Raw genomic sequence first — 13,224 nt, forward strand, 5'->3', positions numbered from 1 at the left:
CGTGTCCGTTGCCATATTGGCCGGATTGGTCCTTGCCCTGATCTGGAATGTACGCGCATTGCGCCAAGCAGATCCGGCCGCGTCCGTTTCGGGGGCCTTCGAGCCCGCCATGAACCGTTTACGCGAGGACATCGACCGCCTCGAACGCGGCATGCGCGAGGAGATCCGCGGAAGCCGGCAGGAGAACACCACCGCCTTGGACGGCATCCGCGCGCAGCTGGCCGCCCAGCTTGAAAGCGTGCAGTTGACGACCAACAACCGCTTGGGTGAAGTGCGCCTGACGCTGGAAGGGCGCCTCAAGGAGTTGCAGACCGAGAATGCGTCGAAACTCGACCAGATGCGGCAGACGGTCGATGAAAAGTTGCAAAGCACCCTGCAGACGCGGCTGGACGCTTCCTTCAAGCAGGTTTCCGAGCGGCTTGAGCAGGTCCACCGCGGACTCGGCGAGATGCAATCGCTTGCGGTCGGCGTCGGCGATCTTAAACGCGTACTTGGCAACGTCAAGACCCGCGGCATCTTCGGCGAAGTGCAGTTGGCCGCGATCCTGGAGGAAATGCTCACGCCGGACCAGTACGGCGCCAATATCGCCACCCGTCCGGGCTCGAATGACCGCGTCGAGTTCGCCATCCGCCTGCCCGGCCGGAAAGACGACGAAACCCCGGTCTGGATTCCGGTCGACGCCAAATTCCCGCGTGAGGACTATGAGCGCCTGCTGGACGCCCAGGAAAGAGCGGATGCCGAAGCCGCGGCGGCGGCCGGTGCCGCGTTGGAGAGGCGGCTGAAGGACGAGGCCAAAAGCATCGCGCAAAAATACGTTTCGCCGCCGCACACCACCGATTTCGCCATCCTGTTCCTGCCGACCGAGGGCCTGTTCGCGGAAGCATTGCGGCGGCCGGGTCTGGTCGAGTCCCTCCAGCGCGAATACCGGGTCATGGTGACCGGCCCGACCACGCTGGCGGCGACGCTCAATTCACTGAAGATGGGCTTCCGCACGCTGGCGATCGAGAAACGCTCGAGCGAGGTATGGCGGGTCCTGGGTGCGGTGAAGACCGAATTCGGCAAGTTCGGCGACGTGCTTGCCAAGACCCGGAAGAAATTGGACGAGGCATCCAATATCATCGACGGCGCCGGCACGCGAAGCCGCGCGATCGAGCGCAAGCTCAAAGGCGTGGAAGGACTCGGCGAGCAGGATGCCCTGCGTATGCTCGGGCTGGATTCCGGGCCGGAGCCTGCCGGCGAAGACGATCCGCAGGAATGAAAAACGGCGCCCGAGGGCGCCGTTTCCGTTTCACTGCAGCAGTCGGCATCAGTCGTGCTGTTGCAGGCCTTTCTGCAGCTGCGAGTTGCGCAGGCCGTAAAGGAAGTACAGCACCACCGCGGCCAGCACGTACCAGCCGAAGAACACCAGTACGCGGTTCTCCACGGTGAAGATCAGCGCGAAGCAGGCGATGATGCCCAGCGCCGGCAGCACCGGATACAGCGGGACCTTGAAGCCGCGCGGGATTTCCGGGTGGGTGGTGCGCAGCCAGATCACCGACAGGCAGACGATGCCGAACGCGGCCAGGGTGCCGACCGAGGTCATGTCGCCGAGCGTGTTGATGTCGAAGAACGCGGCCGACACGGCGGTCAGCACGGCCACCAGGATGGTGTTGACCCACGGGGTCTGGAACTTCGGATGCACGGTCGAGAACACCCGCGGCAGCAGGCCGTCGCGGGCCATGGTGTAGAAGATGCGGGTCTGGCCGTACATCAGCACCAGGATGACGGAAGTCAGGCCGATGATGGCGCCGATCTTGATGATCTTGGCGAACCAGCCCCAGGCCGGGCCGAGCGCGTCGACCGCGACCGCGACCGGATCCGGCACGTTCAGCAGCTTGTAGTTGACCATCAGGGTCATCACGATCGACACCAGGATGTACAGCACGGTGCAGATCAGCAGCGAACCGATGATGCCGAACGGCATGTCGCGTTTCGGGTTCTTGGCCTCCTGGCCGGCGGTGGACACCGCCTCGAAGCCGATGTAGGCGAAGAACACGATCGACGCGGCGCGGAAGATGCCGCCCCAGCCGTATTCGCCTTCCTTGCCGGTCGGTTCCGGGATGAAAGGATCCCAGTTGGCCTTCAGGGTGTCGAGGTGCTGGATCACGTACCAGCCCACGATGATGATGAAGGCGATGATGACCGAGGCCTTGATGGCGACAATGATGTTGTTGACCTTGGCGCTTTCCGAGACGCCGATGATCAGCAGGCCGCCGAGCAGCAGGCAGATCAGGAAGGCCGGCAGGTTGAACAGGGTGGTGACCGGATTGCCGTCGGCGCCGAGCACCGCCGCGCCGTCACGCATCAGCGCGTGGCCGTAGGGACCGGTCAGCTCCGGCGGAATCACCAGACCGTCAGCCCATATTCGAGCAGCAGCAGCCCGCCCATGATCCAGGCCGCGAATTCGCCGACCGTGGTGTAGCTGTAGGTGTAGGCCGAGCCGGAAACCGGCAGGGTCGAGGACAGTTCGGCGTAGCACAGGCCGGCCAGGGCGCAGACGATGCCGGCCACCAGGAAGGACAGCAGCACGGCCGGACCGGCATGCAGCGCGGCGGCGTTGCCGGTACGGACGAAGATGCCGGCGCCGATGATGCAGCCCACGCCCAGGAACACGAGGTTCCAGGGACCGAGCGTCCGCTTCAAGGTGCTGGTTTCGCTTTCCCGTTGGACCTGCTCCACGCTTTTCCGCATCAGCATGCGCGAAAGGAGTCCCGGGTTGGGATTGTTGGCCATTAATTCTGCCCTCTGAATTGTTTTATTTAGGAAAAATACGTCGTTCCGGCACAATGCCGTTGAACCCGATTACCATAAGGCAGTTGGGCGCGGCGGTAAAGCCCCTTGGCCGAAAAACGGAGGGCAAACCGCCATGCTGGACGCGATTCAACGCAAGTTGCTGGAATCCTTGGCGCAGTACCGGCCGGAAGACCCCGGCCAGAACGCCCTGCGTGCCGATTTCGCGGCATTCGTCATAGCCCATCCCGCGTGCTGCGAGCGTAGCCTGGCCCATGGCCACCTGACCGGCTCGGCCTGGCTGGTCTCGGCCGACGGCCGGCGTGCGCTATTGATGCACCACCGCAAGTTGGACCGCTGGCTGCAGCCGGGCGGGCATGCCGACGGCGACGCCGATCTGGCGGCGGTAGCCCTGCGCGAGGCCGGGGAGGAGACCGGTTTGGCTGGACTGGTGTGCGAGGGCGGCATCTTCGATCTGGACCGGCATCAGATTCCGGCGCGTGGCACGGAACCGGCGCACTGGCATTACGACCTGCGCTTCGTGGTGCGTGCCGCCGACGGCGAGGACTTCAGCCAAAACGCGGAATCCCTGGCGCTGGCCTGGTTCGACATCGCCGAACTGGCCGAGCGGCCGGACCTGGACGAATCCCTGCGGCGCATGGCGCGGCGCTGGTTGGCACATCGGTCGCCAGCGGCCTGAGCAAAAAACAAAGGCGTGCCGGAGCACGCCTTCGCGGGCGAATCGCCTGAGGCGTCGGATCAGACCCGGCCGTTGAACTCGCCGGTGACGGTGGAGACGTAGATCTTCTCGCCGTTGCTGATGTATTCCGGCACCTGGATCTCCAAGCCGGTGCTGAGCTTGGCCGGCTTCGGGCGCTTGGTGGCGGTGCCGCCCTTGAGCTCGGGCGGGGTGTCGACCACTTCCAGCACCACGCTCGGCGGCAGCTGGATGGCCACCGGCGCGTCGTCGATCAATTGCACGTACACGCCTTCCAGTCCCTCGGTGATGTAGCCGGCCATGTCGCCGACCACGTTGGCGTCGAGCTGGTAGGGCGTGAAGTCCTCGGCGTCGAGGAACACGAAGGCGTCGCCGTCCATGTACGAGAAGCTGGCCTCGCGCCGGACCAGTTCGATTTCCTTCAGTTCGTCGTCGGCGCGCAGGCTCAGGTCGAACTTGTTGCCGGCCGGCACCGAGTACAGCGTGAACCGGAAGGTGACGTTGCCGCCGCGGCCCTGCGGCGAGGAGCGCTCGATGTCGCGCACCTGGTATACGGTGTTGTTGTGTTCGACCACGTTGCCTTTCTTGACGTCAGCAGCTTTCATGGGAGGTTCTCGTGAATGAGGGGATTATTTGGCGGCCAGGCGCACCGAGCCGTCCAAGCGGATGGTTTCGCCGTTGAGGTAGCGGTTCTGCAGGATGAAGGCGACGGTGGCGGCGAATTCCTCCGGCCGGCCCAGACGCGACGGGAACGGAATCGATGCCGACAGCGACTCCTGCACCGCCTGCGGCATCGAGTCCACCATTGGGGTCCAGAAGATGCCGGGCGCCACGGTCATCACGCGGATGCCGAAACGCGCCAGCTCGCGCGCCATCGGCAGGGTCATGCCGACCACGCCGCCTTTCGAGGCCGAGTACGCGGCTTGGCCGATCTGGCCGTCGAACGCCGCGACCGAGGCCGTGTTGACGATCACGCCGCGCTCGCCGTCTTCGCCCGGCGCGTTGTGCTGCATCAGTTCGCTGGCGGCTTTGGCCACGTTGAAGCTGCCGATCAGGTTGACCTTCACCGTGGTGGCGAACTGCGCCAGCGGCATGCTGGCTTCGCGGCCGAGCACGCGGCCGGCGCCGAGGATGCCGGCGCAGTTGACCGCGGCGTTCAGGCCGCCGAGGAAGTCCTTGGCCTTGGCCAGATTGGCGGCGACGTCGGCTTCGTCGGACACGTCGGTTTTGAAGAACGCGGCCTGGCCGGCGCCGAGCAGGCTGACGGCTTCCTCGCCTTTGGCGTCATTGAGGTCGAACAGGGCGACCTTGCCGCCGTGTTGCACGAGATGTTGGGCGACGGCGAAACCGAGGCCGGAGACGCCGCCGGTGACGACGGCACGGACTTCCGCAAGATTCATGGCAAAGCCTTTGATCGAAAAGGCGTATTTTAGCAAAATCCGGCGCCGGCCATTCGCTGTGCCGGTCAGAGGCTTTTGACGAAGTAACGGTCGCAGCCGCCGTGGCCGGTGTCGCCCATCGGCTTGTCGATCGAGCGGAAGCCGGCCTTCTGGTACAGCGCGATGGCGCTGTCCATGCCGGTCAGGGTTTCCAGATAGCACAGCTCGAAGCCCAGTTCGCGGGCCTTGGCCAGGCAGGTCTCGATCAGCGCCATGCCGGCGCCCTGACCGCGCAAGGCGGGCAGGAAGTACATCTTGCGCAGTTCGCAGATGCGCGGGTTGCTGGCGCCTTCCAGCGGCGCCACGCCGCCGCCGCCCAGCACCTGGCCTTCCAGTTCGACCACGAAATACGCGCAGCGCGGGGCGTTATAGGCCCTGCTCATCCAGTCCACTTCCGGGTCGTTGATGGCGAAGCCGTCGCCGCCGGCGCCGAATTCGGGCATCACGGTACGGATGATGTAGGCCATGCGCATGTCGTCATGCGGCGTGATCGGGCGGATTTTCCAGTTCTGTTCTTTCATGCGTGCAGGGCCCGGTTGGCTTTGCTGAGGGAGTCGCGGCCGAGCTTGGCGCTCAGCCAACTGCCGGTTTCGACCAGTGTAGCCAAGTCGATGCCGGTGTCAAAGCCCAGGCCGTGCAGGGCGTACACCAGGTCCTCGGTCGCCAGATTGCCGCTGGCGCCTTTGGCGTACGGGCAGCCGCCGGTGCCGGACACCGAGGCGTCGACCGTGCGTACGCCGGCCTCCAGGCAGGCGAATACGTTGGCCAGCGCTTGGCCGTAGGTGTCGTGGAAATGCACCGCCAAGGCGGCCATCGGGATGTCGCCGGCCACCGCCTGCAGCATGGCGCGCGCCGCGCCGGCGGTGCCGACGCCGATGGTATCGCCGAGCGAGATCTCGTAGCAGCCCATGGCGTGCAGACGCGCCGCCACGCGCACCACGTCAGACACCGGCACCGCGCCCTGATACGGGCAGCCCAGCACGGTCGAGACGTAGCCGCGCACCGCCACGCCGTCGGCGCGGGCGCGTTCCAGCACCGGTTCGAAGCGTTGCAGGCTTTCCTCGATGCCGGCGTTGATGTTCTTGCGGGTGAACGCCTCCGAGGCGGCGGTGAACACCGCGACCTCGCGCACGCCGCAGGCCACGGCGCGCTCGTAGCCCTGCAGGTTCGGCACCAGCACCGGATACCGGCGGCCGTCGTCGCGCGGCAGCTGCGGGAACAGCTCGGCGGCGTCCGCCATCTGCGGCACCCATTTCGGGCTGACGAAGGCGGTGGCCTCGATGCTGCGCAGGCCGCTGGCCGCCAGGCGCCGGATCAATTCCAGTTTGTCGGCGGTGGCGACGAACGCGGCCTCGTTCTGCAGGCCGTCGCGCGGCGAGACTTCGACGACACGGACGTGTTCAGCCATCGCTCGGCTCCCATTGCAGGATCGGCGCGTCGGCGTCCAGGATCCGGCCCGGCTCGGCCAGCACGGCCTGCACCGTACCGTCCGCCAAGGCCTTGATGCTCAGTTCCATCTTCATCGCTTCCATCACGGCCACTTCCTGGCCCTTGGCCACCGCTTGTCCGGGCACGACTTTCAGCAGCACCAGTTTGCCCGGCATCGGCGCGCGGGTGAAGCCGTCGGAGCCGGCGTCTTCGGTAGCATCCGCGCCCGGCTGCTGCCGCCACCAGTGCGTGCGTCGGCGGCCGTCGTGCACCACCATCGCCTCACCGTCATGGAAGGCATGCAGCTCGGCGTGTCGGCCGTCGATGGCCAGTGTCAGCCGGCGTTCATCGCCGGACAGCATGTTGGCGCGCAACAGGCGACCGTCGGCCTCGACCTGCAATTCGCCGCCGGCGAGATGGCAACGGTGCGTCTCGTAACGTTCGGCGTGCCGCAGGCGGACGCGGAAACGGCCGTGGCCGTGCGGGCGCCAGAAATCGCGTGCCTGCCAGGGGTCGGTGCCCTCTGCGGCGTGCGCGGCTTCGGCGCGCTTCAGGCTGAAGAACGCCGCCGCCAGCCGGTGGCTGTCGGGCAGGGCGCCGTCTTCGGCCAGCACCTGGTCCAGATGCCGGTCCAGGTAGCCGGTGTCGATTTCGGCGCGTTGCACCGAGGGATGCGCGATCAGCCGTTCCAGAAAGGCGATGTTGCTCGGCAGGCCGGCGATATGGCAATGCGCCAACGCGTCCTGCATCGCCTGCAGGGCCAACGGCCGGTCGTCGGCATGTACGATCAGCTTGGCCAGCATCGGGTCGTAATGCACGCTGATGGCGTCGCCTTGGCGGAATCCGGTGTCGATGCGCACGCCCGTCGCCGACGGCAGGTGGAAGCCGCGGATGCGGCCGCTGCCGGGCATGAAGTTGCGTTGCGGGTCCTCGGCGTACAGGCGTACTTCGATGGCATGGCCGCGGTGTTGGATCTGGTCCTGCGCCAGCGGCAGGGCCAGGCCTGCCGCGACTTCGATCTGCCAGCGCACCAGGTCCAGGCCGGTGACCATCTCGGTGACCGGATGCTCGACCTGCAGCCGCGAGTTGATTTCCATGAAGAAGAACTCGCCGTCGGGCGCGACGATGAATTCGACCGTGCCGGCGTTGCGGTAGTCGACGGCCTTGGCGGCCTGCACTGCGGCTGCGGCCATGCGCGCGCGCCGTTCCGGGTTCAGGAAGGGCGAGGGCGATTCCTCGAGCACCTTCTGGAACCGGCGCTGGGCCGAGCATTCGCGTTCGCCGATGTGCACGGTATTGCCGTGGCCGTCGGCGAAGATCTGGAATTCGATGTGACGCGGGTTTTCGACGTAGCGTTCCAGCAGCACGCGGTCTTTGCCGAACGCGCCGAGCGCCTCGCGCCGGCAGGATTCCAGCGCCGCGGCGAAGTCCTCGGGCGCACGCACGATGCGCATGCCTTTGCCGCCGCCGCCGTGCGCGGCCTTGATCATCAGCGGGTAGCCGACGGCGTCGGCCTGCGCCTTCAGGTGCGCCGCGTCCTGCGCCTCGCCGTTGTAGCCCGGAACCACCGGCACGCCATGCGCCTGCATCAGCGCCTTGGCGCCGGCTTTCGAGCCCATGGCGCGCATGCTGGCCGCCTTCGGGCCGATGAACACGATGCCGGCGGCTTCCACCCGTTCGGCGAACTCGGCGTTCTCCGACAGGAAGCCGTAGCCCGGATGGATGGCGTTCGCCCCGGTCTGCGCGGCCGCGGCCAGCACCGCGTCCTGGTCGAGGTAGCTGCGCGCGGCTTCGGCCGGGCCGAGGCGCACCGCCTCGTCGGCCATCGCCACGTGCAGGGCGCCGGCATCGGCGTCGGAATACACCGCCACGGTGCGGATGCCGAGCGTGCGGCAGGTGCGGATGACGCGGCAGGCGATTTCGCCGCGGTTGGCGATCAGGATTTTGTCGAACAGGCTCATTCGCCGTCCCAGTAGTCGAGGTTGTGGTCGATGCGGTTGCGTAGGCGTACGACGCCGGCGTCGCCGGATTCGGGATAGTGGCTGGCGCCGGTCTTGCCCGAGTCGGGGTAATGGAACATGTCCGGGCTCTGCGTGGTGCTCACCGCCAGATAGCGCAGTTCGGCATCCACCGAGGTGTTGCGGATCTGATGCGCGCTGTCCGGCCCGCCGGGGGGGCAGGCCACAACGTCGCCCGCACGCAGCGGATGGCGCTCGTCGCCGTAACGCAGCTCGCCGCGGCCTTCCAGGATGAAGAACATCTCTTCGTTGCCGTAGTGGCTATGGAACGGGAACGCGGCCTTGCCCGGTGGTACCACGGTCAGGTTGTAGCCCAGGCGGCGCGCGCCGACCAACGGCGCGATCGGCGCCACGGCGGCGCCGTCATACAATGCCGGCGCGCCCGGCAGGCGCGCGCCGATCAAGCCGGGTTGCAGGCTGTCGAGGTTGACGATGCGTTTCATCGGCCGGACACCCAGTGCGGCGCGCGTTTGTCCAGGAACGCGCCGAGTCCTTCCTGGCCTTCGGCGCCGACCCGCAGGCGGGCGATCAGCGCGGCGTTGTCGCGGTCCTGGTTTTCCCGCTGCAGTTCGGTCTGCGCCGGCGCATGGCCGGCGATCAGCTGCTTGGCCTCACGCACGGCCTGCGGCCCGGCCTTGCCGAGCCAATGCAGGATGCGCTCGACGGTTTCGTCCAGTTGCGCGACCGGCACGCATTCGTGCACCAGACCGATTTCGCGCGCGCGCGGCGCCTCGATGATTTCCGCGGTCAGGAAATAGCGGCGCGCCTGGCGCGCGCCGATGGCGGCGATCACGTAGGGCGAGATCACCGCCGGCACCAAGCCGAGCTTCACCTCGCTCAAGGTGAATTTGGCCGAATCGGCGGCGACGGCGATGTCGCAGCAGCTCAACAGGCCGACGCCGCCGCCGTAGGCCGAGCCGTTGACGCGCGCCAGGGTCGGTATCGGCAGCTCGTTCAGCCGTCGCAGGCAACGCGCCAAGGCCATGGCGTCGGCGAAGTTCTCCTGCTCGTCGGCCTGCGCCATGGCGCGCATCCAGTTCAGGTCGGCGCCGGCCGAAAAGGTGCTGCCGGCGCCGGTCAACACCAGCGCACGCGCCGGATCGGCCTCCAATTCGGCCAAGGCCCGGTCCAGATCGGCGATCAGGCCGGCGTCGAAGGCATTGTGCGTTCCGGGCCGGTTCAGGGTCAGGGTGGCGATGCCGCCGTGGCGGCTGAGCAGGACGGAGTCGGACATGGGCGTAGCCGGGCAAAAGAGGAATGATAACGGATTGCCCGTGTGCCGGTTTTTTCACGCCCGCTTGAGGTAAATCAACCCCTTTTTCTACCGGGTTGGTACTATAATGAGAATTGTTCCCATTTGGACCGTTTCGGATGGACTTGACCCAACTCGGCAAAGGTCGCCAAGCGCGCGTCGTCGGCGTCAGCAAGGCATCGGCGGATGACGCCATCGCGCATCGCCTGCTCGATCTGGGCTTCGTGCCCGGCGAAGTGGTGACCTGCGTCGCCTTGGCGCCTTGGGGCGGCGATCCGTTGCTGGTGCAGGTCGGCTTCACCCGTTTCGCCTTGCGCCGCAGCGAGGCCGCGCGCGTGGCCGTGGAGCCCGCCGCATGAGACCGCTCAGCATCGCCCTGGTCGGCAACCCGAATTCGGGCAAGACCGCGCTGTTCAACCGCTTGACCGGCAGCCGGCAGAAGGTCGCCAACTACGCCGGCGTCACCGTCGAGCGCAAGGAAGGCGAGTTCGTGCACGACGGCCGCGTCGTCAAGGTGCTGGACCTGCCGGGCGCGTACAGCCTGAACGCCAGCAGCCCGGACGAAGCCATCACCCGCGACATCTGCCTGGGTACGCACGATTACGGTGTGCATCCGGACCTGTTGGTGTGCGTGGTCGATGCCACCAACCTGCGTCTGCACCTGCGTTTCGCGTTCGAGCTGCGCGCGCTCGGCAAGCCGATGCTGGTCGCCTTGAACATGATGGACGCCGCCGCCAAACGCGGCATCGACATCGACCTGGCCAAGCTGGAGCAGGCGCTGGGCGTGCCGGTGGTGCCGACCGTGGCGGTGGCCGCCGACGGCGCCGAGGCCCTGAAGCGCGCCTTGGCCGACGGCGGATTGCCGTTGCCGCCGATCGACGTCGGTGACGGCGACCACCACCAGAGCGTGCGCCGGGCGCTGGCCGCCGCGGTCAGCATGCCGCGCGCCACCGCCGAGCTCGACGAGCGCCTGGACCGCGTGCTGCTGCATCCGCTGTTCGGCCTGCTGTCGCTGGCGGTGATCTTGTTCCTGATGTTCCAGGCGGTATACGCCTGGGCGGCTCCGTTCCAGGACGGCATCTCGGCCGCGGTCGCCTGGCTTTCGGCGCAGACCAGCGCGCTGTTGCCGGACGGCATCCTGCGCAGCCTGTTGCAGGACGGCATCTTCGCCGGTCTCGGCACGGTACTGGAGTTCCTGCCGCAGATCCTGATCCTGTTCGCCTTCATCCTGGCATTGGAGGAAACCGGCTATCTGCCGCGCGCCGCGTTCCTGCTCGATCGCCTGATGTTCGCCTGCGGGCTGACCGGCCGCTCGTTCATCCCGCTGCTGTCGAGCTACGCCTGCGCGGTGCCGGGCATCATGGCCACGCGCTCGATCCAGGACCCGCGTGACCGGCTCGCGACCATCCTGGTGGCGCCGCTGACCACCTGTTCTGCGCGCCTGCCGGTGTACGCGCTGCTGATCGGCGCCTTCATTCCCGAGCAGAAGGTGCTCGGCTGGTTCAATCTGCAGGGTCTGGTGCTGTTCGCGTTGTACCTGTCCGGCATCCTGGCGGTGTTCGCGGTGGCTTGGGTGCTGAAACTGCTGAACCGGCAGAAATCCGACCACGCGCTGCTGTTGGAGCTGCCGTCCTACCGTCTGCCGAATCCGCGCGACCTGGCCATCGGCCTGTGGGACCGCGCCCGCATCTTCCTGCGCCGGGTCGGCGGCATCATCCTGACCCTGACCGTGCTGCTGTGGTTCCTGTCGACCTTCCCGGCGCCGCCGGAGGGCTTCACCGGTCCGGCCATCGATTACAGCTTCGCCGGCCGCCTGGGCCATCTGCTGGCGCCGGTGTTCGCGCCGATCGGCTTCAACTGGCAGATCGTGCTGGCGCTGATTCCCGGCATGGCCGCGCGCGAGGTGGCGGTGTCCGGCCTGGCCACGGTGTACGCGTTGTCCGACGACGAGGCCGGCATTGGCCAATTGGGCGCGCTGCTCGCGGCCGACTGGAGCCTGGCCACCGCGCTGTCGGTGCTGACCTGGTACGTGTTCGCGCCGCAGTGCATCTCCACCATCGCCACCATCAAGCGCGAGACCGGCTCCTGGAAGGTCACCGGCTTCGCGGTGGCCTATCTGTTCGCGCTGGCCTACGGCTTCTCGCTGCTGGTTTACCAGACCGCGTCGGCGTTATTGGCATGAATCCGCTCTGGCAACAGCTGCTGGTTTACGCGCTGGTGCTGTGGTGCCTCTGGCGGTTGCTGCGCAAGTACGCGCCCGGCCCGAGCTGGCGCGTGCAGGCCAAGCTCAGTTATTTCTTCGAATGCCGCCGGCTGCCGACGCTGAAGCGTCTCGGCCGCGCATTGCGTCCCGCGCTGGCGATACCTTCCGGTTGCGCCAGCCACTGTAACGCCTGCAACCGCTGCGCCTGACCTGATCAGCCGGGGTCGACCGCGACGCGGTCGCGGCCGTCCTGCTTGGCCCGGTACAGGGCGCGGTCGGCGCGCTTGAGCACGCTTTCCAGATCGCCGTCGTGCGCCGGCATGCCGGTCACGCCGATGCTGACGGTGACCGCGACCGGACCTTCGCGGGTCTCGAACGGATGCCGGGCCACGGCCTGCCGGATCTTCTCGGCCATGGCGCCTTCGACGCCCGGCTGGATGCCGTTCCACAGCAGCACGAATTCCTCGCCGCCCAGACGCACCGCCAGATCGGTCGGCCGGATCAGGGTGTCGAGCAGGGCGCCCAGGCCCTTCAGCACGTCGTCGCCGGCGCCGTGTCCGAGCCGGTCGTTGACCGCCTTGAAATGGTCGACGTCGATCAAGGCCAGGCTCATCGACTGCCCGCCCTGCATCGCCGCGCGCCGGCGCAGGCGTTCGAAGCGGGCGTCCATGCCGCGGCGGTTGAGCAACCCGGTCAGCGAATCGTGCTCGGCCAGCGACAGCACCTCGCGCTGCAGCGCGTGCGTCACCAACAGCAGGATGACGAAGCCGTGCATCACCAGTACCACGATCAGTCCGAGCATGCCGAAGGCGTTGCTCTGGAAGCCGTTTTCGTATCCGGCGCCCAGCGGCGAAAGCAGCGCGCCGGTGCGCACCAGATGAGAGACGACCGACAGCAGGATGATGGCGGTGGCGAAGCCCATCGGCGTGCCGCCATGGCGCCGGAAAGCGGCCAGCAAGTGCGTGAACGCCTGCCAGCGTAGGACGGCCGAGACCAGCAGGCTGAGAGCCAGCGACATCCGCGGCGACAGCCCGGCCGCCATCAGCGCCGCGCACACCGCGCCCGCGCCCAGCACGAACGCCAGGCCCTGCTTCCAGCGTAGCGTGAGCCCCAGGTAGGCGCGGATGCCGAGCAGCACGCACAGCGACGACAGCATGCCGCCGAGATGACCGATCAGATAGCCGGCGTTTTTGTCCCAGGCCGGCAGGACGGCTGCGCCGGAAATCTGGAACAGCGCCAACGTTGCGAAGCTACCGACCCAGAACCAGAGCCCGTAGCGGCCTTTGGCCAGCAATGCGCCGCCCACGCTGAAGGCCGTGAGCAGCAAGGCCAGCACCTGATACGTCAGTTGCAGCGTGCCAAGATGCAAGGGCGCGGAAGCGGCGCTCATCCGCCGA

At 67.2% G+C, this 13,224-nt stretch carries 15 protein-coding genes; 5 read left to right on the forward strand and 10 right to left on the reverse strand.

Annotated elements, in window-relative coordinates; all coding sequences use genetic code 11:
- Positions 1-109 precede the first annotated feature (109 nt).
- Positions 110-1,258, forward strand: a complete 1,149-nt coding sequence (locus IEV56_RS09140; RefSeq protein ID WP_425488573.1) for a DNA recombination protein RmuC — start codon at positions 110-112, stop codon at positions 1,256-1,258.
- 48 nt (positions 1,259-1,306) lie between these two features.
- Here the strand turns inward: IEV56_RS09140 and IEV56_RS09145 are convergent, their stop codons facing one another.
- Both IEV56_RS09145 and IEV56_RS10670 read right to left on the reverse strand, forming a co-directional pair.
- Entirely contained in the window at positions 1,307-2,386 is a 1,080-nt protein-coding gene (locus IEV56_RS09145) for an APC family permease (protein ID WP_268235761.1), read from the reverse strand.
- Positions 2,383-2,736, reverse strand: coding sequence for an amino acid permease (locus IEV56_RS10670; RefSeq protein WP_268235762.1), 354 nt, complete (start codon positions 2,734-2,736; stop codon positions 2,383-2,385). Before IEV56_RS10670 ends, IEV56_RS09145 begins: the two co-directional genes overlap by 4 nt.
- Positions 2,737-2,905: 169 nt before the next feature.
- Between IEV56_RS10670 and IEV56_RS09150 the strand changes: the two genes are divergently transcribed.
- Positions 2,906-3,469 carry an NUDIX hydrolase gene (locus tag IEV56_RS09150; RefSeq protein WP_188450058.1) on the forward strand — a complete coding sequence of 188 codons (564 nt, stop codon included), beginning with the start codon at positions 2,906-2,908 and terminating at the stop codon, positions 3,467-3,469.
- Between the two features lie 59 nt (positions 3,470-3,528).
- On the opposite strand, the gene efpL is transcribed toward IEV56_RS09150, so the two are convergent.
- The 7 genes from efpL to IEV56_RS09185 all read right to left on the reverse strand — a co-directional run bounded on the left by efpL (position 3,529) and on the right by IEV56_RS09185 (position 9,606).
- Positions 3,529-4,092, reverse strand: coding sequence for an elongation factor P-like protein EfpL (efpL, locus tag IEV56_RS09155; RefSeq protein WP_188450059.1), 564 nt, complete (start codon positions 4,090-4,092; stop codon positions 3,529-3,531).
- A gap of 24 nt (positions 4,093-4,116) precedes the next feature.
- Positions 4,117-4,887, reverse strand: a complete 771-nt coding sequence (locus IEV56_RS09160; RefSeq protein ID WP_188450060.1) for an SDR family NAD(P)-dependent oxidoreductase — start codon at positions 4,885-4,887, stop codon at positions 4,117-4,119.
- 65 nt (positions 4,888-4,952) lie between these two features.
- Positions 4,953-5,447, reverse strand: coding sequence for a GNAT family N-acetyltransferase (locus IEV56_RS09165; protein ID WP_188450061.1), 495 nt, complete (start codon positions 5,445-5,447; stop codon positions 4,953-4,955).
- Positions 5,444-6,334: a hydroxymethylglutaryl-CoA lyase gene (locus tag IEV56_RS09170; RefSeq protein WP_188450062.1), complete on the reverse strand. Its 891-nt coding sequence runs from the start codon at positions 6,332-6,334 to the stop codon at positions 5,444-5,446. Before IEV56_RS09170 ends, IEV56_RS09165 begins: the two co-directional genes overlap by 4 nt.
- Complete coding sequence (locus tag IEV56_RS09175; RefSeq protein ID WP_229730239.1) at positions 6,327-8,315, reverse strand: acetyl/propionyl/methylcrotonyl-CoA carboxylase subunit alpha; 1,989 nt, start codon at positions 8,313-8,315, stop codon at positions 6,327-6,329. The genes IEV56_RS09170 and IEV56_RS09175 overlap by 8 nt, the downstream gene beginning before the upstream one ends.
- Entirely contained in the window at positions 8,312-8,815 is a 504-nt protein-coding gene (locus IEV56_RS09180; RefSeq protein WP_188450063.1) for a cupin domain-containing protein, read from the reverse strand. Before IEV56_RS09180 ends, IEV56_RS09175 begins: the two co-directional genes overlap by 4 nt.
- The gene (locus IEV56_RS09185) at positions 8,812-9,606 is read right to left on the reverse strand and encodes an enoyl-CoA hydratase-related protein (protein WP_188450064.1); all 795 of its coding nucleotides are present in this window, start codon (positions 9,604-9,606) and stop codon (positions 8,812-8,814) included. The genes IEV56_RS09180 and IEV56_RS09185 overlap by 4 nt, the downstream gene beginning before the upstream one ends.
- 137 nt (positions 9,607-9,743) lie before the next feature.
- Here IEV56_RS09185 and IEV56_RS09190 point away from each other — a divergent pair, with 137 nt between their 5' ends.
- The 3 genes from IEV56_RS09190 to IEV56_RS09200 are packed head-to-tail and all read left to right on the forward strand — an operon-like array spanning position 9,744 to position 12,036.
- Positions 9,744-9,983 (forward strand): FeoA family protein, encoded by a 240-nt coding sequence (locus IEV56_RS09190; RefSeq protein WP_188450065.1) that lies wholly within the window; start codon positions 9,744-9,746, stop codon positions 9,981-9,983.
- Positions 9,980-11,806 (forward strand): ferrous iron transporter B, encoded by a 1,827-nt coding sequence (gene feoB, locus IEV56_RS09195; protein ID WP_188450066.1) that lies wholly within the window; start codon positions 9,980-9,982, stop codon positions 11,804-11,806. Before IEV56_RS09190 ends, feoB begins: the two co-directional genes overlap by 4 nt.
- Positions 11,803-12,036 carry a DUF6587 family protein gene (locus tag IEV56_RS09200; RefSeq protein WP_188450067.1) on the forward strand — a complete coding sequence of 78 codons (234 nt, stop codon included), beginning with the start codon at positions 11,803-11,805 and terminating at the stop codon, positions 12,034-12,036. The genes feoB and IEV56_RS09200 overlap by 4 nt, the downstream gene beginning before the upstream one ends.
- A gap of 5 nt (positions 12,037-12,041) precedes the next feature.
- Here IEV56_RS09200 and IEV56_RS09205 read toward each other — a convergent pair whose 3' ends face one another.
- On the reverse strand, positions 12,042-13,217 hold the full coding sequence (locus IEV56_RS09205) for a GGDEF domain-containing protein (protein WP_188450068.1): 1,176 nt from the start codon (positions 13,215-13,217) through the stop codon (positions 12,042-12,044).
- Positions 13,218-13,224 lie beyond the last annotated feature (7 nt).

This window comes from Arenimonas maotaiensis (genome assembly GCF_014638745.1).
Taxonomy (GTDB): Bacteria; Pseudomonadota; Gammaproteobacteria; order Xanthomonadales; family Xanthomonadaceae; genus Arenimonas; species Arenimonas maotaiensis.